Source organism: Chitinophagales bacterium (assembly GCA_041392475.1).
Lineage (GTDB): Bacteria > Bacteroidota > Bacteroidia > Chitinophagales > UBA2359 > JAUHXA01.
The window spans coordinates 1,480,783-1,500,314 of the sequence record JAWKLZ010000003.1; the positions used below are offsets into that span (position 1 = coordinate 1,480,783).

Here is a 19,532-nt window from a genome sequence, read left to right on the forward strand (position 1 = left end):
AACCACCTCTAATATGATCAAAAATATACTACTCATTCTTTCTCTTTTGCTTATTACGATAGGCTTTTTAATAAGGGACTACCTCCCAAGCCTCAATGAATTTCAAGAAGATGGAACGCTTATCATAGACGTCTTCGAAGAAGATGTCATCATCAAACGAGACGAAAACGGAATACCCTATGTCTTTGCCAATAGTTTGGCAGATGTGATACGAGGTCAAGGGTTTGTAGCCGCACAAGATAGATTGTTTCAGATAACTTTGTACCAAAAAGTGATTGCAGGAAGACTATCGTCTGTGATTGGAGAAGCAGGTTATGAGTCGGACATAGAAATGAAAATCTTAGATATAGCTGGTAACGCCAAACGCCATGCGCCGTATTTGGATGAAGAAAGCCGAAATTACCTGCAATGGTATGCCGATGGCTTCAATGCCTATTTGAAGAACTGTGAAGACGAATTTCCTTTTGAGTTACAATTGTTGGAATTAGAGCCAGAACCTTTCACCGTCAAAAGCATATTGTCCATCTTACATTTTGTAGGATTTACACATGGTCAAAACTACCGAGACGAAATCATGGGCTTGAATTTGGCAGCAGAATTGGGTGCAGCAAAAGCCACAAAATTGCGCCCACTAAACATCAACCCCGACCGCAAAAATCCAATCAATCAAGTAATGGATTCACTTTTGGGAATGTCCAATGTGAAAATCCCCAATGTAAAAGCCTCCAATATAAAAATCCCCCTCCTTGGAGGGGTTAGGGGAGGTTTCGGTGCCCCCACAAGCCTCCCCTACACAGGCTCCAACAACTGGACAACCAACGCCGAACATTCTCAAAACGGTGCACCCATCGTTTCCAACGATCCACATTTAGATGCACGAATTTTGCCAGGCACTTGGCACCCCGTTGGATTGTTTTGTCCACAAGGCAAGGCTATAGGGGGGGCAATTCCAGGCATACCAGGCATTTTAACAGGTAGAACCGAGCATTTAGCCTTTGGAATCACCAATGCTTATGGCGACAGCCAAGATTTGTTCATTGAAGAAGTCGACCCCAACAACTCTGCAAACTACATGGACAATGGCGAAAGCATACCCTTTGAAGTAAGAGAAATTGCCATTACTACGAAGGGAAAAAATGCAAGTAGCCAAATCAAATTGCAGGTACGATATACCAAAAGAGGTCCGATTATCTCTGATTTCAAAGAATTTGGTATCACCACTGAGCAGCCAATTTCCCTTCAATGGTCTTTGGCAAATATTACCTCTCCTGCAATAGGAATCAACCATTTATTAACTGCAAAAAATGTGTATGAAATGGATTCCCTCGTTGCAGCAAAGATAGATGTGATGTACTTCAATCTGGTTTTTGCAGACACCAAAGGCAACATCGGACACCGAAGCACAGGACAAATTCCGATTCGAGCCAACTACAATGGAGCAACTGCTCAAACTGCTGATTCACTGCACAACTGGAAAGGATTTATTCCCAAAACCGAAATGCCTGGACAAATCAATCCTGCAAAAGGTTGGCTCGGCACTTCCAACCACGATGTTGTGCCAGACGATTACCCCTACTACTATTCCGCCCATTTTTCACCCAACTACCGCTACCTGCGCCAAAAAGAACTCATGGAGTCAAAACCTCAACTAAGTCCTGAAGACCATTGGAGCTTCATTTTGGATGTCACCAACTTACATGCCAAACGTTTTGCGCCCTTGTTTGCGAAAATTTTATTGAAGGAAAATGAAACAAAGGAAATGGGGCTTTTGCTGCAAAATTGGGACTATAAAGACGAAATTTCTTCAACGGCTGCAACGGTTTTTCATGTATTGCATGAGGAGTTAGCAAGATTCGTTTTTGGAGATGATATGTCGCCTGAATTGTTGGATAAATACTTGAATATGCGCTACTATTGGCTGCAACGCTCAGATGAAATCATCGAAAAAGGAGAGGAGGAATGGTTGGATATTCAAACAACCGAAACGGCGGAAGATTTGGACAAACTTTTGGTGATGGCTGCAAAAGCAAGCAAAGAAAGATTGACCCAATTATTCGGCGAAAATAGGAACGATTGGACTTGGGGCAAAATGCACCCTATCACCTTTGTTAGCCCTTTGCGGCAAAAAGGTTTTGGTAGGGACTGGGTCGGTGGAGGTGTTCATCCCGCCAATGGCTCGGGCGAAACACTGAATCGGGGTCAATACGATTTGAAGGGCGAAAAATACGAAAGTCAGTGGTTTAGTTCGATGCGGATGGTGGCGGATTTGAGTGACGCTGAAAAAATTCGAGCTGTTGTTTCGGGCGGCAATGTGGCTCGGCAATTCCATCCTTATTTTGAGTCACAATTGGATGCTTGGCTGAGTGGTGAATGGCTGTATTGGTGGTTCGATGAGGCGAAAATTGAAGAACATACGGTGCATGAGTTGGTGTTGAAGCCCTTTTAAATTGTTGGAAAACACGACATCGAAGAAGGGGATGCCGTCCAACTGACGAGTCCACCAGGCAGCATCAAAAAAAGGGTGCAATCGATGCCCAATATCTTGACTTCTCCTACTTATTGCGGCCCTTTGGCAAAAACGCCTTACCATAAGAATATGCGGGTGAGGGTGAGGTTGGAGAAGGTTTGATTGTTGTTGCTTGGTGGGGAGTTTATCGAACTATAAAGTTATTGGAGTTGTTAGTCAAGCATATAAAAATCCCTACCCAAAAGCAGTTTACAAAACTCATCTACTTTTGATTTTATCGAAACTTTGGGCTTGGAAATAATTGAAGGGCGGGCTTTTGACCGCAATCTTTCAACGGATAGCATTACGACTTATATCCTCAATGAATCGGCAGTGAAAGGTTTTGGGTGGGAAAATCCTATTGGAAAAGAAATTACCGAAATGAATACTCACCAATCCGAAATAGTTCCTGGTAGAATTATTGGAGTTGTAAAAGACTTTCATACAGAAGGTTTTACCAAACAAATCAAGCCAATGATTTTGAACATCAATTCTCGATACAACTACAATGTAGCCATTCGAATCAGTTCCAACAATATTGCAGAAAGTTTGTCACACATTGAAGAAGTATGGACGGGTTTTGAACCTGAATATCCTTTTCACTATGATTTCCTTGACCAAAAATTTGCCTCGCTTTACAGTGCCGAAGAGCGACTGGGCAAGGTGTTTTTGTACTTCACTTTGTTGGCGATTTTCATTGCTTGCTTGGGTTTGTTTGGTTTGGCTTCTTACACTGCCGAACAGCGCACCAAAGAAATCGGTATTCGCAAAGTGTTGGGTGCTTCGATTGGCAACATTACCGTTCTACTCACCAAAGAGTTCATTGTCTTGGTCTTAATATCCAACATCATCGCGTGGCCGATTGCCTACTTTATGATGCAAAAATGGACAGAAACCTTTGCTTATCCTGCTGATATTACGATTTGGACATTTGGTTTGGCGAGTATTTTGGGTTTGGTGATTGCGGTTGTGACAGTGAGTTTTCAAGCGGTCAAGGCTGCTGTTGGGAATCCTGTTCGGGCGTTGAGGTATGAATGATTTATTTTTGGGTGTTTGGGTTGGTAAATTGTGTTTGCGTGTTTAGGTGTTTAGGTATTAGTGTTGGCTTATAGAAGTAATGACATTCAATTTAAACGAAAACAAATAGCCGTAGGAATATAGTTGGATATATCTTCACATTTTTCGGGAAATTTGCTTTTAGTTAGATAAACAAGCCTTTTTATTACTTCTATTGCTTCTTCGTCGCACCCATAACCTACGGATTTCACTACTTTGATTTCTTCTAAGTTGCAGTTTTTTCCAAAGCTATAGCTTAGTTCCACAATGCCTTCTACTCCTTCCTCTCTTGCCATTGGAGGATACTTGATTGCTACATAAACGAGTGGTTTTATTTTTCGGTTATAGCATTTGCTAAATCGTTTGGGAATGAAATTTTCCTTTAATGGCTGTTCCTCAATTTCTAACTTTTGACCTAATTGATAATGTTGAACCTCACTCAAAGAACCATCTTTGTGATACACCAGCCATTTTCCATCTTTCTGGTCGTTTAGGTATTGACCTGTTTCTTTGACATTTCCATTGAAGTGGTAAGAAGTGTACTCGCCCTGCTTGATTTTTTTGTCTTTCTTCAAGACATGGTATTCTTCTTTCACGTTTTTGGTTTTGCCAAAAGTGACTCGTTTGAACTTCGTCTTTTGAGCAAATGCTTCATTGAAGGGAAATAATAGAAGTGCAAAAAATAAGTATTTCATCATCTTAATTTAGGCTTTTAATTTTGAAAAAGTCCTTCTAAATTAAGCATTTGTGGGGTAATATTTTTTGATTTTTAGTAAGTGTGGAAAATCTACTATTATACGTAGTGAATCCTTCAATAAGTGTATTTTTCACAGAAACGAATTGTATTAACAATTGAAATCCGTTTTTTTATTGCAGTTGTGGGTCTTTTTTAGTAGTTTTAGACATTCTACTCTCCCTTCAATTGTATAGACTATGAAGAACCTACTTTTACTCACTATTTCCCTGTTTTTTTGTACTACTTTGTGGAGCAAGTGTTCTATCAGAATACAGGATTACTACCCTGATTATAAGGATGATACAGGACTGACCTATATTTTCAAAGTAAGAGACTATGCAAATTCTTCTCACTCTACTTGGGCTTTCGGGGACGGCGTTGTGAGAACTTTTGATTATAGCGGAGTGGGAAAAGACCGAATGGAAATCCACCGCTACCAATTTCCAGGCATTTACCATGTAGTGGTTACTACCTGTGAAGGAGCAAAAGACGATGTTACGATTGTAGCAGAAGGAAATTATTACATTCCTTCTTGTGAAGAACGGTTTGAATACAATATTGAAGTATTGCCCAAACATAATGAATTGAATTTGAATTTGAAATACCAACTCTATAACCATACAGCGTGGTTATTGGATGGCGAAAAATTGTTTTTGGGAGATAGCCTTAACGAAACCATTTATTATCCAAGCAAACGAGATTTGATTGTATCTTCTTGGGACAAAAGTGGCTACTTTATGTGTAAAGACAAATTACTTTTGGATTTTGAAGTTGATTTTCATTCAGATTTTACTTATCGTCTTAATTCATATAACCATCCCCTCATGCACTTTTACAATAAGAGTTGGGGTGAAGAATACCTATCAACTTGGAGTTTTGGAGATGGTATTGTTTCTAATTACCTCAACCCAAGTCATAGCTTTACCGATGTTGGAACTTACGAAGTTTGCTTGTATGTAGAGGATACTACTTTGGTGCAAACTGCCAATCTTTGCCAAAAAGTGACAATAAATTGCATTGGAGATTTCACTTTTGAATTGGATACGGCTTATGCCAATGTCGTACATTTTAATTTCGAGAATACAGGTCTGGGTGTGTTGCCAGTTTTTACCTTCAGCAATGGCGATGTAGTTCAACCTACCAAAACTTCTTTTACACACATATTTCCCGACACCTACAAAGACATTTCGGTATGTGCCAAAAGTCCTTTGGAGGGCTGTCCAGAATACTACTGTCATGCCATACAATTTTCTACCCGAACACGATGTGAAGCCAAATTTAAGGTACGTCCTCTTAGAGAGGGATTTTATTATTTCTTTGAAAACACCTCTGAATATGAAGGCGAAAACCCGTCATTCAACTGGAATCCTGCACCTTATGGCTATTACAGTGATAAAGATAGTACAGAACACATTATTCATGGAAATTACCACAACTTCAATTCAACAAATCCAGTATTGAAACTCACTATGGAAGATGGCTGTTATTCAGAATATACAGGTGATAAGGTGTATTACGCCAAAGACATAGACCGCATTTTCAGACCTGCTCCTTGTTTTATTGTAACCGAAACTACTCCAAACGCTTATCAATTTGAAAACCTCACTCCTTTTGCACATTCTTATCTTTGGGATTTTGGAGATGGACTTACAGATACCAGTAAAAATGTTACTCACCATTACGAATCAGAAGGCTTTTATCAAGTTTGTTTGACTGCTTATAAGGGAGGAGGTTTTACCGAAGTTGTCTCTCAAAGTTTTTGTGAATGGCTAAATATTGGCAATATAGACACCTGTGCAGCTCGATTTTTGCCGCTTAGATACTATCAGTTTGACTATGGACATGTTCAATTCTACAATTTATCCTACGACAAGGAAAATACTGCGAATACTTATCATTGGGATTTTGGGGACGGAAACATTTCTACCGAAATCACTCCGATACATCAATACGAACACCATGACACCTATGAGGTATGTTTGACATTAAAGAACGAAAATGGATGTGAGAGCCAATTTTGCGATGATATTTCAGCGGGGTGTACATCAGACATATCCGTCAGTGTATATAGCTCAAGAATTTATATAACAGATAACAGCTTGCATCACGGAGACATCTATTCCCGAAATTGGAGAGTCAATGGAGATTACTTCAATGAGAATGATGAAGATAAAAAGTACATTGAAATAGACAATTACTCAGGTAAGTATAATATCAATGATTTGGAAATTTGCTTGAGTTTGGATGGTAGAGTAGATTGCAGTGATTATTGTGTCCAAATGAAATCCTATACCAGCATTGAAAGTCGTCAAAACACTTCTTTATTCTATTCAACTTTCCCGAACCCCTTCAATCAAACCTTACATTTAGAGTTTCCTCAAAATACAAATCTCCTGCAAATCACAATTTTGGATGCGAGTGGAAAAATGATTTATTTCCATGATAATCCAAACAAGAAAATAACGCTTCAAACTGAATCTTGGCAAACAGGATTGTACTTTTTGCAGGTTGTCACACCAACCGAAGTAAGCAGCCAGAGAATTTTGAAAATCGAGTAATGATTTATCCTTTCACCGACTCCAATACCAGTTCATAATAATCCCGTTTCTGCCATTTCGATTGCAGCCAAAGCGCATAGTTAATCGTTTCGTTTGAACCCAATTCTATGTCACCCAAATAAATAAAGCCACCCTTCAATTTCCTCCCCAAGAAAGAAGAAACCAAAAGGCAGCTTAAAAAAAGTCCTTATCATACTATTTTTAGCCAAATACAAGAATCAGAAGTCTTACCTCTTTCATCTTGGGTCATGCCTCTAAAAAAATCAATACCCCTCATTCTGCACCATCACATCCCCATTGATCTGCAATTCTCGAATCGGAATCGGGAAAATATAGCGCAAAGGATTGTCGCCCGTAGTAGCTGCTACTTGATTGGTACGCAACAAATCAAAAGAACGATGGTTTTCAAATGCCAATTCCACGCGACGCTCATTCGCCACTGCCGCCAAAAAAGTCGTCAAATCCATGCCACTGCCATAGTTGTGATTGCTGTCACCAAACGCCCGTTCTCTAAGCGTATTCAAAGCCGTCAAAGCCTTGTCTGTCAATGCACTATTGGCTTGTGCATCCGCTTCCGCCACAATCAAATACATTTCCGCCAACCTCGAAACAATAAAATTATCGTCATTGCTACTCAATCGAAAATACTTTTTCACAAAAGCGTCCGCCACCGTATAAGGAATGTCTGTATTACCCAAAGTCGCAGTCAATCGGCTGTCACCCGCTTCAAAAGCATTGTAAATACTTTGGGTAGGAGTGAAACGCTGCAAAGCCCCTTGATTCGAGTCGAATAAGTCCCTCGCCAAGACATTGTCGTCCGCCAAAGCAGGCCCAAAGTCAATCTCAAAAATGGATTCGCCGCTAAATTCGGTCACAAAGTTGTTGGAGAAATTACCATTCAAAGCAAAATTACCGCTATTGATAACTGATTCCGCCGTTGAAGTAGCCTGAGCATACTGCCCCATATAGAGGTAAGCTCTTGCTAATAGAGCCGTTGCCGCCCATTTGTTCGCTCGTCCATCAGCATTTGCATCAGGTAAATCTGCTGCTGCTGACTGCAAATCCGCCACTACCTGAGCATACACTTCCGAAACCGTGTTTCTACCAATCGTCTGCAAATCTCCTGGTCCTTCAATGGGCTGCAATACAATCGGTACACCCAAATCCTTAGTCGGACTGCCCACCGAACTAGTTGGCGGCAAAGCGTAAGTTCGCACCAAATCAAAATACGCCAATGCCCGCAAAAACTTGGCTTCTGCAATGATACTATTTGCACCATCAATTGAAGCGGCTCTTTCGATGATGTTATTGGCTCGATTGATGACCTGATACATCGCATTCCAGATGCGTTCTGTGGTGATGTTATCGGAAGTTGCATCCAAATTGTCAATGTTGGTATAGGAGGTAAAAGTCGTAGTTGCCAATAAGTTGTCTGCAATCAAGTCACCCGCCACTGCAAAACTCACTCCATAATAATCATATTCTACTGCGTTGGAGATGATTTGCGTTTGCAGTCCGTCATACGCTCCAATGAGAGCCAATTCTGCATCATCAAGGTTGGTAATCGCAGTCGCTGCATCGAATCGGGCAATGCCAATTGGTTCGGGTTCTAAGATGTCTTCACAACCTATTAGTGTGAAGAACATGAGGAAAAAGAAAAGCTGTTTTATATGTTTCATTTGATATTTTTGTTTTATGGTTGAATTGTTATACTGTTGAGACAGCAAGGTGTAATCTTCGGAAGAATGGAGAAGGTGACATCTTGCTGTCGGACTTGGTTTTAAAGATTACACCTTTTTCGTTTCTCTACAAAGATGTCACCTTTAAAACCATAAACACATCTAAAATCCCAAATTCACCCCAAACGTAATTGTTCGAGCCTGTGGATAGGCATAAAAATCGTAGCCTCGATTCGTACCGTCTGCTCCACCAGAATTAGCCTCTGGGTCCAATCCAGGATAATCCGTACTTGTCATCAGGTTTTGTCCCTGAGCATACAAACGGATTTTCTCCAAACCCAATTTTTGAGTCAAACTGGACGAAAAATTGTAGGCTAAAGTCAAGTTTTTCAATCGAATGTAAGACGCATCAAAAACCATGTGACTACCTTGTCGGGTATGGTCACCAAATGCAAAAGGCTGAGGTACATCGGTATTCGGGTTTTCGGGAGTCCAATAATTCGCCATTTTTGCCAATTGAGCATCAAAAGGACCAAAATCGGTGGCATAAATAGATTGAAGCCAATACAAATCGTTGCCGAAAGAATAAGAAAAGAAAGCACTCAATTCAAAACCTTTGAAGGAAAAGGTATTGGTGATTCCTCCAAAAACATTGGGCCAGGGCGAACCGATTACTTTTTTGTCATTGCCTGTAATTGCTCCATCGCCATCCACATCCGTATAAATCAAATCTCCGGGAACAGCCGTATCCGCTTGTGGACTGACTGCAATTTCTTCCTCACTTTGGAAAATACCTGTCGACTCAAAACCGTACAATGCTGCAGGAACTTCACCTACGATAAAAGCATTGGAATCACCTCCTAAACCGTAAAACAAAGGTTCATCGTTGTTTAAGGCTTTGACCATAGGTTTGTTATAGCCTAAATTGAAGTTGGTATTCCAATTGAAGCCATCACCACCGTTGGTGATATTGTAGGTGGTCAAAAGAAATTCTATGCCTTTGTTTTCGATTTCACCCACGTTTTGTTGTATTTGTGTGAATCCAGTTGTACCAGAAATTGGACGGGGAAGCAGTAATTCAGTGGTGTTTTTGATGTAATAATCAGCCGTCAATGCTACTCTGCCTTTGAAGAAGGCAAGATCTAAGCCCATATTGAACTGCGAAGTTTCTTCCCATGTCAAATCGGGGTTGCCCAATTGTTCGGGAGCAGTACCAGAACTACCTGCATAGTTTCGCCCTGCGGCATATAAGCCACGAGAGGCAAAATTGTCAATAGATTGGTTTCCTGTTAGTCCATAACTCAATCGCAAATTCATGTTGCTAACCGTGTTGGAATTGGACAAAAAAGGCTCATCCGAAACTGTCCATCCCAATGAACCTGCGGGAAATAGCGCATATCGGTTGTTTTCGCCAAATCGGGAAGAACCGTCTAAACGCAAACTGAAAGACGCTCGGTATTTGTTGTTGATGCTGTAATTGAAGCGGGAAAAATAAGACACGATTCCATAGTCGGTATAGGACGAAAAGCCGTCTGTATAATTGGTGGCGGCATTGATAGTTGTAAATTCAACATTCGGAAAACCAGTGGCTTGAAGCGAAGAACGTTCGGTGTGGTTTTTCTCCCAGCTAAAACCCAACAAGGCGTCAAATTTTTGGTTTTCACCTATTTCAGTATTGAAGTTCAAGGTGTTTTCGTTCACATATTTGGTGACGAGTGCAGTTGCAGTATTGGCTTCACCGCCCCTGCCGACTGCTTGACCGACCAATGGATTCCAGAAAAAATCTTCTTTGAGGAACAGCATATCCGCCGACCATCGGGTGGTGAAAGAAAGCGAAGGAGCGATTTGGTACGTTCCTGCAATGTTGCCCAAAATGCGGTGCTGCAAACTCAACTGTTGGTCGTATTCTGCAATCGCAAGTGGATTGTCATACGCACCAATCGTAGGGCCAAAATCACCATTTTCGTCGTAAGCAGGTACGAAAGTAGGCAATGCGATAGAGTTGGCGAAAGGCGAATAAATGGTATTGTCGGACACAATTCGCTCGTTTTCAGAACGTGACAAGCCCAAACTCAAACTCAAGGAAAGGTCTTCACTTGCTTGGTGGTCAAGATTGAAGCGACCATTGAAGCGTTTGTAGCTCGACCCAATGACGATTCCCTCTTGGTCGAAAAGAGAAAAACCTGTGTAAAAACGGGTGTTTTCGCTTCCCCCTTTTGCCGACAATTCGTAGTTGCTAATTGGAGCCGTCCGCAAAACTTCTTCTTGCCAATCGGTTGTGCCGACATTGGAGTAGTCCCAAGTGCCTGTGTTTTCATTGAATACACCGCCATAGGATTCAACGGCATCGCTTCCCAACAAATCCGCAACAACCAAACCATAAGGCTCTAAGGCAATGTCGGAAATTCGCAAATGTTCTGGGCCTGATAAAAATTCGAGGCGGTTCATGTCTTGTTGAAAGCCACGATAGGCATTGAAATTGAATTTTGTTTTGCCTTGTTGTCCTCGTTTGGTGTTGATAATCACCACGCCATTTGCAGCTCTTGAACCATACAAGGCTGCTGCTGCTGCATCTTTCAATACGGTGATGGATTCGATTTCGTTGGCGTTGATGTCAGCCGTTGCGTCAATTTCTTGTCCGCTCAAAATATCGTCCAATCCAGACGGGTTTCCCGTGGTAATCGGTACTCCATCAACGATGTAGAGCGGTTGGTTGTCTCCTAAAATAGACGTTCCGCCTCTGATGCGTACATTGATTGCCGAACCAGGTGTGCCTGAATTTTGGAGAATGTCGACTCCTGCAATGCGCCCCTGCAATCCCTGTTCGATGCTCGTGACGGGTACGGTTTGGAGGTCTTCAATGGACAAATTGGCGACTGAGCCTGTGATATCCCGTTTTTGCTGTGTGCCATATCCGACCACCAATACTTCGGTCAAATCCACACCTGCTTTGAGGCTTGCGTCAATGACATTGGAGGCTTCAATGGGGAAGGTAATGGATTGAAACCCAATAAAACTGATCACCAATTGTTTGGCATCTTCGGGAACAACCAGCGAATATTTTCCGTCAATATCGGTGACAGTTCCAATCGTTGTGCCTGCTACTACGACATTTGCCCCAATGATGGGCTCGTCTGCCGAGTCTGTCACCGTTCCTGTAAGTGTGCGGCTTTGCGCTAACGCATCTACCGAAACGATTGAAAATAAGAGTAAAATAAACCATAAGTGTTTCATACTTTGATTTTATGGAGTTAAGAAATAAGTTTTTTATAAATGAGACTACAAAAGTTTTGAAACTTTTGTACTCACACTTCGCACCCTTTTTTTCAAAAAAGCAATTAACTCATTTTTGCAATTCATTTAATAATATTGAATTATAAGTATCAATAATTTTTAACTTATTTTTTATAAATTCATTATTTGGCATCGACCTCCAATTTTAAGCAAACACTCTATGTATAATAAACATTCTTTAACTAAGAGAGTCAAACTGTTTTTTGACTTTTATTCTACAAACAATTGATTTTTAGATTTTTAAAATTGAATTGTATTATTTGTTAAGGGTGAACTGTAAAAAAAATGAATTATCCAAAGATTTTTAAAGAGGTGCGGAACATAAGTTTGTAGTCTATGGAAGAACATTTCCCTAACTCCCTTCAAAGGGAGAATGAAGGAGAAATTATTGGAATCGAATTAAAAATTCTCCTTTTGGGAGGGGCAAGGGTGGATTACGTTTTCTTCAAAACATACCTCTTCCACTAACCTATCCTTCAATGAAAAATTAGATTTACGCATTAATATTTGTCAGCAAATTAAAATAAGTGAAAATTCAAAAATGAACCTCACTATTTGTCAATCCGAACCGAACCGCTAAATAAGGTATTGATGGTATTAGAAAAACGCTGCCAATCAAGTGTTTTTGGTTTTGTTGATGTGCAAAATGAAACACTCGATAGTATGATGGGAAACTTATAATTGATGGAGTAAAGGAACTATTGCTCGCTTTGTATGATAGGGTAGATGTGGTAGATTTCTTAAACGTTGCACTAATTTGTAATTCTTAACGTTTCTTAACAAATTTTTCAATCTCGAAGTCAAGGGTGTATTCCAAATTGACCCATTAGGAAAAGAGCTATTATGCCTGCGTTTTAAACTCCGAAGTAGAATGAAACTCAATATCGGGATAATTCTTTCTTTCCGTTTCAAGCATCCATTGAGATTGAGCTAGATAGTGCTTGAACGATAAGGCACAAATATTTGATATTGATTAAAATAAAGAGCTTTTTTTGCTTGAATTTTATAGTAGAAATTATTATCTTAGCAATTGCAATATTTGTATAATGTTAATTACGAATCAAATGAGATTCGTGTAAAAAAGTATTATTGGTTTCCGCATTGATTGTTTATATTACTTAAACCCACCCCTTACCCCTCCCAAGAGGGGAATTTCCCACTTGGTACAAGTATTCCCCTCCTTGGAGGGGCAGGGGTGGGTTGCGATTTATTCCTTTTTAATGCGAAGACCTATACTATCTGATGCGTAAAGAATTTGAAGCACAATTTGGAGAGGTAGAAATAGATATGCGAAGCCGTCATGAGCTACCTCAACTATTAGCAGGATTACAGCATATTTTCACGAATGAAGCTCTTCGAGCAGCCGTTCTGAAAATTTAATTTGAGAGATAGAAAGTTCAGAAAAACGCACGATTACCTATACTCTAAATTCGCCAAATGGAATCTACATCTGAAAATTCAATCAAATTAACTAAAATTATATTGTAACAACTTTAATAAATAAAGGGAGGACTCACAAGTTGAAGAACCTTTTTTTGGGGAAAATTGTGTAGAAAGAATATCTTTGACCAAATTTTTGCAGTCGTATAAAAACCAACGACTTACTTGGTAATCTGATACTAAAGCGGTCACCTCAACGTGAGGTAAACCTTCATAAAGGGTACTGCCCAATTGAAGTCTTTCGAGGGGAGTTACGTTGTTTTTGAACATAGGTACTATTTTTTGTTTTAATGTCTGTATCTATAAAAAACAATTCTCCCTTTTTGATTTGCTAATTCGTAAATATTTTTCGATCCTAAATGTTAGATAAACTATGAACCATACCTTTATTTTTTATCTTTGTCCAATTAATTAACTTTTTAAATAAAATATAGTAATGGCTACAGGCACAGTAAAATGGTATAATGAATCAAAAGGATATGGCTTCATTGAACCTGATGATGGAAGCGCGGATCTATTTGTTCATGTAACATCAGTACAGAAAGCGGGTATGGATGGCTTACGAGAAGGTCAAAAAGTGTCATATGAGATCGAGATAGGGCGTAGTGGCAAACCTGGGGCAGTCGACCTTAGTTCAATGTAGACTTGATATTCAATATGAAACCATACTGAACAGAAGGAGAGCAAGCATTGGATGTTTGCTCTTTTTTTTGTTTATCCAATAATTTGCCTCTCAACATACTTCGACCAATCTTCAGAAATGATGTAGATTTTTGCACTTTGCGGATTATACACAGCGGTTGCCTTCACTACAAACAAGAGCGAAATAGGATTAGAGCTTTTTGCCGCTACTTTTGCCAACTACCAATAAAAGGATTTACCATTTTAGACAAGTCACTTTGCAAGAAATGCCGTATCTTTGTAATTGCTCACTAGCATACGTTAGCCAACAAAAAACAAACATAGATGAATACCCCTCCAACTCCCTACAAAACCAAACACAACGTTAGAATCGTCACTGCAGGTTCACTCTTTGACGGACACGATGCCGCCATCAACATCATGCGCCGCATCATGCAAGCATCTGGCGCAGAGGTCATTCACTTAGGACACAATCGAAGTGTAGCCGAAATTGTGGACACTGCCATACAAGAAGACGCACAAGCCATCGCCATCACTTCCTATCAAGGCGGTCACACCGAGTTTTTGAAGTACATGTACGATTTGCTACAACAAAAAGGCGCAGGACACATCAAAATCGTTGGCGGAGGCGGAGGAACCATTTTGCCTTCCGAAATTGAAGAACTGCATCAATACGGCATTGCCCGCATTTATTCACCCGATGATGGGCGTTCATTGGGCTTACAGGGAATGATCAACGATGTGCTGCAAAGAGCAGATTATCCTTTGGGAGAAACATTGAATGGAGAAGTAGGCAAGTTGTCGGTGAACCTTTCAGGTGTCGCCGAAACGTCTGCCAAAACAGTGGAAAGTTCGCCGACATCCAACGGATTCGGCGACACTTCGAACGGCAAACAAAAGTCGTCTACAAATTTAGAAAACGATAAAATATTAGCCATCGCCCGCCTCATCACCGCAGCCGAAAACAACACAATTGACGCATACAAACAATCCGAAATCAATCAATTGGCTGCAAAATCCAATGCGCCCATCGTAGGAATGACAGGAACAGGAGGCGCAGGAAAATCTTCATTGGTCGATGAATTGGTGCGTCGTTTTTTGATGGATTTTCCCGACAAAAAAATCGCCATATTGTCCGTCGACCCCTCCAAACGCAAAACAGGAGGCGCATTGTTGGGCGACCGAATCCGCATGAATTCCATACACCATCCCAATGTTTATATGCGTTCTTTGGCGACTCGACAAGCCAACCTTTCGCTCTCCAAACACATCACCGATGCCGTCCAAATCGTCAAGGCAGCGGGCTACGATTTCATCCTTTTGGAGTCTTCGGGCATTGGTCAGTCGGGTTCCGAAATTGTGGATTATGCCGATGTGTCATTGTATGTGATGACCCCCGAATATGGTGCCGCTTCGCAGTTGGAAAAGATTGACATGCTGGACTTTGCAGACTTGATAACGGTTAATAAATTTGACAAACGTGGGGCTTTGGATGCGGTGCGAGATGTCAAAAAACAATACCAACGCAACCATCAATTGTGGACTACGGACTTCAATGATTTACCCGTTTTTGGCACAATCGCTTCGCAATTCAACGACCCAGGCACCAACCGCCTCTACAAAGCATTGATGGCAACGGTCAGCGTCAAAACCAACACCGATTTCACTTCAACGATTGACCTTCCTATTGGCGACAGTCAAAAACAATACATCATTCCTCCAAAACGGGTGCGCTATCTTTCCGAAATTTCGGACAACAACCGCAGCTATGATCAGTGGGTGAAAGAACAATCAGAAATTGCACAAAAACTGTATGGACTGCAATTGGCGACCGACCAATTGAAGGAAGATGAAAACACTTCAAAGGCTTTGCAGGCTGCTTACCAAAACCTTCAAAGACAACTTTCTCCCGAAAACCAAGATTTGCTCGACCAATGGCAACAAAAAGTGCAAAACTATAAAAACGAAGAGTTTGTCTATCAGGTTCGAGGGCGAGACATTCGGGTAAAAACCCACACCAAAAGTTTGTCACACAACATGATTCCCAAGATTTCGCTGCCCCGCTACAAGGCATGGGGCGATATTTTGACATGGAATTTGCAGGAAAATGTACCAGGCGAATTTCCCTTTACCGCAGGTGTTTTTCCCTTCAAACGAGCAGGCGAAGACCCAACTCGAATGTTTGCAGGAGAAGGCGGTCCAGAGCGCACCAACAAACGCTTTCACTATGTATCCTTGGGTTTGCCCGCCAAGCGATTGTCGACCGCTTTTGATTCGGTGACTTTATACGGTGAAGACCCCGACCACCGCCCTGATATTTACGGAAAAGTTGGTAATTCGGGCGTATCGGTTTGCAGCTTGGACGATGCCAAAAAACTGTATTCAGGTTTTGATTTGGCAGCCAAAAACACTTCCGTTTCGATGACGATTAACGGCCCTGCTGCCACGATTTGCGCCTTTTTTATGAACGCAGCGATTGACCAAGCGTGTGAAAAATACATTGCAGAAAATGGTTTGCAGCACTTGGTTGAAGCCAAATTGAAGGAAGTGTATGACGACAAAGGTTTGCCAAGACCGCAATACAATGGTGACTTGCCGAAAGGCAATGATGGTTTGGGGCTGCAATTGTTGGGCTTATCGGGCGACCAAATTTTGGATGCCGATGTCTATCAAAACCTTAAAGCCAAAGCCTTGTCTTCGGTTCGGGGAACGGTTCAAGCGGACATATTGAAGGAAGACCAAGCACAAAACACTTGCATTTTCAGCACCGAATTTTCGCTCCGATTGATGGGTGATGTGCAGCAATATTTCATTGACCACAAGGTTCGCAATTTCTATTCTGTGTCCATCAGCGGCTACCACATTGCAGAAGCAGGCGCAAATCCGATTAGTCAATTGGCGTTCACGCTCTCCAATGGCTTCACTTTCATCGAATATTATTTGAGCAGAGGCATGAACATTGACGATTTTGCCCCCAATTTGTCCTTCTTTTTCTCTAACGGAACCGACCCAGAATATGCGGTGATTGGTAGAGTGGCACGAAGGATTTGGGCAAAGGCATTGAAGCACAAATATGGCGCAAATGACCGTTCTCAAAAACTAAAATACCACATCCAAACTTCGGGTCGCTCACTTCACGCCCAAGAAATTGACTTCAACGACATTCGCACTACGCTGCAAGCTCTCTATGCGATTTATGACAACTGCAATAGCTTGCATACCAATGCCTACGATGAGGCGATTACCACTCCAACGGAAGAATCGGTGCGCCGAGCAATGGCGATTCAGTTGATTATCAACAAGGAATTGGGTTTGGCAACCAACGAAAATCCATTGCAGGGTTCGTTCATCATCGAAGAATTGACCGACTTGGTGGAGGAAGCCGTTTTGATGGAATTTGACCGACTTACCGAGCGTGGTGGCGTTTTGGGCGCGATGGAAAAAATGTACCAACGCAGCAAAATTCAAGAGGAAAGTATGTACTACGAACACCTGAAACATAGTGGTGAATTGCCGATTGTTGGGGTCAATACTTTCTTGAGCAAAGATGGTTCACCTACAATTTTGCCTCGTGAGGTGATTCGTGCAACGACCGAAGAAAAGGAACTTCAAATCGCCAATCTGCAAACCCTTCAAAAAGCTCATGCCGACAAAGCTGCTGCTGCTTTGAAACGCCTACAACAAAAGGCTGTTCGCAACGACAATATTTTTGAGGAGTTGATGGAGACTGTGAAGTACTGTTCTTTGGGGCAGATTACCAAGGCTTTGTATGAGGTTGGTGGGCAGTATCGGAGGAGTATGTAAGCTATGGTGTAAAAGAAAACCGAAGTCTCAAAGACTTCGGTTTTCTAAAAATACTCAAACATGCTGGTCAATCAAAATCGGATTTCCATCTGGATCAATCACACTAAAACTACCTGGCCCTGAACCCGTTTCGTCCACTTCATTGACAATTTTGATCCCTTTCTCTTTCAGATTTTTTTGGATTTTTCTCACATCCGTATAAGACTCAACAGGACTTGCATTTTCGTCCCATCCAGGATTGAAGGTCAAAATATTTTTTTCAAACATTCCTTGAAAGAGTCCAATATTGCAGCTTGGACTTTTCATAATGAGCCAGCCTTGGCTTTCATCACCATGAAAAACACTGAAACCCAATGCTTCGTAAAATTCTTTTGACGTTTTTAAATCTTTGACTGTAAGGCTGGTAGAAAATCCTCCTAAGTTCATAGTATGGTTGTTTAAGGTGCTGAATTGTATTTTGATACGATTAGCTGTTTAAAAATAAGTTTACTTTTTTGTTAGTTGCTGTAAATCTCCAATCATAAAAGTATGCTTTCCTTTGTCTGCAATTTTTGAAATGGTCTCAATGATTTGAAAGAACTTAATGTTGTCATCGTCTTTCATCAACTCAGAAGCATTCTTCAAAGCCCTTGCAGTCGCAACTGTTGTTCTTGCATTTTCAAGTTCTGATTTTGATCTAATCTTTGCTTCTAAGTGTTTGGAAAACAAGTCTTGAATGGATTTTGGAAAGGTCAAATCCCGCAATTGTGCTTCTTCTATTTCGATTCCAAACTCATCAACTTGAATAACCATTTCTTCGGTTTTGAAGTCAGTTAGTTCATTGCGTTTTTCATTCAAGGTCTCACTGTCCATTTCTGCAATCCGTTTGCGTATAAAAATTTGAACGATATTGTAAAGCCTTTGCTCTGCTTCTTGTATAATGAATGGAATAGGTCGATCCAGTGCAAACTTACTTAAAAACTTGTGTCCATCTACTATTTTGTAAAGAACATTGAATGAAAACCTTAGAGCGATATTGTCCTTCGTCAATACTTCTTGATTGGTCACGGTAATCAGTTTAGAAGTTTCAGGAAGTGTAAATAATTCTGTCCTGTTTTTCCAGTCCCAAACTTTATAATAACCAGAATTTAGCTTTTGTTCAAATTGGTTGTTTCGGTAAAGAAAGCCCGTTGTGTTTGGTTTTACTTGGTATTCCTTTTTAAATATTCTCATCGTTTTGATGTTTTGACATTTGTAAAATAAAAAGATAAAAGACACCAAAATTGAGGGAAGACAAGTTGAGTAAGAACTATTGTTCAAACGGTATCCCTCGTCCTGCAAACTCTCTTTAGGTTTGGACATTGCTGCCCTGTCTTTTACCCTTTCTTTGTCAGCTTAACAGGCTGTTGGTCTTACGACCTTTGCAAATCCGATGCAATGAGGAGTCGAACCTCTTGGGACAAAGCTCCGCAATACCCTGTTTAGTTTGCTTGTCCCATAGTCAAACAGGTGGCGGTTGTTTTTTTATTTTTTCGTTAGGGGCTATAACGTTTATAGCTACGCAATCAGTTCCATAAAATAACACAATCTCCAAAAATATATTTTGATAATGACGCAGTGATTGAAGAAAAAGAGAATAGCAATATGGTTTTGCCGATGTTTGAAGCGAAAATGGTCTATATCCCATCCAATATTTGTTTATCGTATTCGGTCATTGTCATCTTGTCTTTCTTTTGAAAAGGTTTGTAAAAAATCTCTTGAAATTTGGATTCTCTTTTGGGGTCCAACACCATCAAATTCATCACGAACTGTACCAATGGAACAATCACATATTCAGG

14 protein-coding genes are annotated in these 19,532 nt (G+C 40.8%); 7 read left to right on the forward strand and 7 right to left on the reverse strand.

What is annotated here, in order from left to right; translation table 11 throughout:
* The first annotated feature begins 13 nt into the window (after nt 1-13).
* Complete coding sequence (locus R3E32_28725; protein MEZ4888745.1) at nt 14-2,446, forward strand: penicillin acylase family protein; 2,433 nt, start codon at nt 14-16, stop codon at nt 2,444-2,446.
* Nucleotides 2,447-2,758: 312 nt separating this feature from the next.
* On the forward strand, nt 2,759-3,544 hold the full coding sequence (locus R3E32_28730; GenBank protein ID MEZ4888746.1) for an FtsX-like permease family protein: 786 nt from the start codon (nt 2,759-2,761) through the stop codon (nt 3,542-3,544).
* Between the two features lie 86 nt (nt 3,545-3,630).
* Here R3E32_28730 and R3E32_28735 read toward each other — a convergent pair whose 3' ends face one another.
* On the reverse strand, nt 3,631-4,257 hold the full coding sequence (locus R3E32_28735; GenBank protein ID MEZ4888747.1) for an energy transducer TonB: 627 nt from the start codon (nt 4,255-4,257) through the stop codon (nt 3,631-3,633).
* Nucleotides 4,258-4,495: 238 nt separating this feature from the next.
* On the opposite strand from R3E32_28735, the gene R3E32_28740 reads away from it, so the two are divergent.
* On the forward strand, nt 4,496-6,856 hold the full coding sequence (locus tag R3E32_28740) for a PKD domain-containing protein (protein MEZ4888748.1): 2,361 nt from the start codon (nt 4,496-4,498) through the stop codon (nt 6,854-6,856).
* 4 nt (nt 6,857-6,860) lie between these two features.
* On the opposite strand, the gene R3E32_28745 is transcribed toward R3E32_28740, so the two are convergent.
* The 3 genes from R3E32_28745 to R3E32_28755 all read right to left on the reverse strand — a co-directional run bounded on the left by R3E32_28745 (nt 6,861) and on the right by R3E32_28755 (nt 11,769).
* Nucleotides 6,861-7,022, reverse strand: a complete 162-nt coding sequence (locus R3E32_28745) for a hypothetical protein (protein ID MEZ4888749.1) — start codon at nt 7,020-7,022, stop codon at nt 6,861-6,863.
* A 97-nt stretch (nt 7,023-7,119) separates the two neighbouring features.
* Entirely contained in the window at nt 7,120-8,535 is a 1,416-nt protein-coding gene (locus tag R3E32_28750; GenBank protein MEZ4888750.1) for a RagB/SusD family nutrient uptake outer membrane protein, read from the reverse strand.
* A 162-nt stretch (nt 8,536-8,697) separates the two neighbouring features.
* Nucleotides 8,698-11,769, reverse strand: coding sequence for a TonB-dependent receptor (locus R3E32_28755; GenBank protein MEZ4888751.1), 3,072 nt, complete (start codon nt 11,767-11,769; stop codon nt 8,698-8,700).
* A 396-nt stretch (nt 11,770-12,165) separates the two neighbouring features.
* Between R3E32_28755 and R3E32_28760 the strand changes: the two genes are divergently transcribed.
* A complete protein-coding gene (locus R3E32_28760; protein MEZ4888752.1) occupies nt 12,166-12,297 on the forward strand; it encodes a hypothetical protein in 132 nt (43 codons plus the stop codon).
* A 774-nt stretch (nt 12,298-13,071) separates the two neighbouring features.
* Nucleotides 13,072-13,209 (forward strand): hypothetical protein, encoded by a 138-nt coding sequence (locus tag R3E32_28765; GenBank protein ID MEZ4888753.1) that lies wholly within the window; start codon nt 13,072-13,074, stop codon nt 13,207-13,209.
* Nucleotides 13,210-13,296: 87 nt separating this feature from the next.
* Here the strand turns inward: R3E32_28765 and R3E32_28770 are convergent, their stop codons facing one another.
* Entirely contained in the window at nt 13,297-13,539 is a 243-nt protein-coding gene (locus R3E32_28770) for a hypothetical protein (protein ID MEZ4888754.1), read from the reverse strand.
* A 166-nt stretch (nt 13,540-13,705) separates the two neighbouring features.
* Here R3E32_28770 and R3E32_28775 point away from each other — a divergent pair, with 166 nt between their 5' ends.
* On the forward strand, nt 13,706-13,912 hold the full coding sequence (locus R3E32_28775; protein ID MEZ4888755.1) for a cold-shock protein: 207 nt from the start codon (nt 13,706-13,708) through the stop codon (nt 13,910-13,912).
* Nucleotides 13,913-14,235: 323 nt separating this feature from the next.
* Complete coding sequence (locus R3E32_28780; GenBank protein ID MEZ4888756.1) at nt 14,236-17,715, forward strand: methylmalonyl-CoA mutase family protein; 3,480 nt, start codon at nt 14,236-14,238, stop codon at nt 17,713-17,715.
* A gap of 54 nt (nt 17,716-17,769) precedes the next feature.
* On the opposite strand, the gene R3E32_28785 is transcribed toward R3E32_28780, so the two are convergent.
* Nucleotides 17,770-18,141: a VOC family protein gene (locus tag R3E32_28785; GenBank protein MEZ4888757.1), complete on the reverse strand. Its 372-nt coding sequence runs from the start codon at nt 18,139-18,141 to the stop codon at nt 17,770-17,772.
* A gap of 60 nt (nt 18,142-18,201) precedes the next feature.
* Complete coding sequence (locus tag R3E32_28790) at nt 18,202-18,927, reverse strand: slipin family protein (protein ID MEZ4888758.1); 726 nt, start codon at nt 18,925-18,927, stop codon at nt 18,202-18,204.
* Between the last annotated feature and the right edge of the window lie 605 nt (nt 18,928-19,532).

What these genes read in the sequence shown, in the direction of transcription:
- R3E32_28725 (MEZ4888745.1), top strand. Translation starts at nt 14, where the DNA reads ATGATCAAAAATATACTACTCATTCTTTCTCTTTTGCTTATTACGATA.
- R3E32_28735 (MEZ4888747.1), bottom strand. Translation starts at nt 4,257, where the DNA reads ATGAAATACTTATTTTTTGCACTTCTATTATTTCCCTTCAATGAAGCA.
- R3E32_28740 (MEZ4888748.1), top strand. Translation starts at nt 4,496, where the DNA reads ATGAAGAACCTACTTTTACTCACTATTTCCCTGTTTTTTTGTACTACT.
- R3E32_28750 (MEZ4888750.1), bottom strand. Translation starts at nt 8,535, where the DNA reads ATGAAACATATAAAACAGCTTTTCTTTTTCCTCATGTTCTTCACACTA.
- R3E32_28755 (MEZ4888751.1), bottom strand. Translation starts at nt 11,769, where the DNA reads ATGAAACACTTATGGTTTATTTTACTCTTATTTTCAATCGTTTCGGTA.
- R3E32_28760 (MEZ4888752.1), top strand. Translation starts at nt 12,166, where the DNA reads ATGGAAGAACATTTCCCTAACTCCCTTCAAAGGGAGAATGAAGGAGAA.
- R3E32_28765 (MEZ4888753.1), top strand. Translation starts at nt 13,072, where the DNA reads ATGCGTAAAGAATTTGAAGCACAATTTGGAGAGGTAGAAATAGATATG.
- R3E32_28770 (MEZ4888754.1), bottom strand. Translation starts at nt 13,539, where the DNA reads ATGTTCAAAAACAACGTAACTCCCCTCGAAAGACTTCAATTGGGCAGT.
- R3E32_28775 (MEZ4888755.1), top strand. Translation starts at nt 13,706, where the DNA reads ATGGCTACAGGCACAGTAAAATGGTATAATGAATCAAAAGGATATGGC.
- R3E32_28780 (MEZ4888756.1), top strand. Translation starts at nt 14,236, where the DNA reads ATGAATACCCCTCCAACTCCCTACAAAACCAAACACAACGTTAGAATC.
- R3E32_28785 (MEZ4888757.1), bottom strand. Translation starts at nt 18,141, where the DNA reads ATGAACTTAGGAGGATTTTCTACCAGCCTTACAGTCAAAGATTTAAAA.
- R3E32_28790 (MEZ4888758.1), bottom strand. Translation starts at nt 18,927, where the DNA reads ATGAGAATATTTAAAAAGGAATACCAAGTAAAACCAAACACAACGGGC.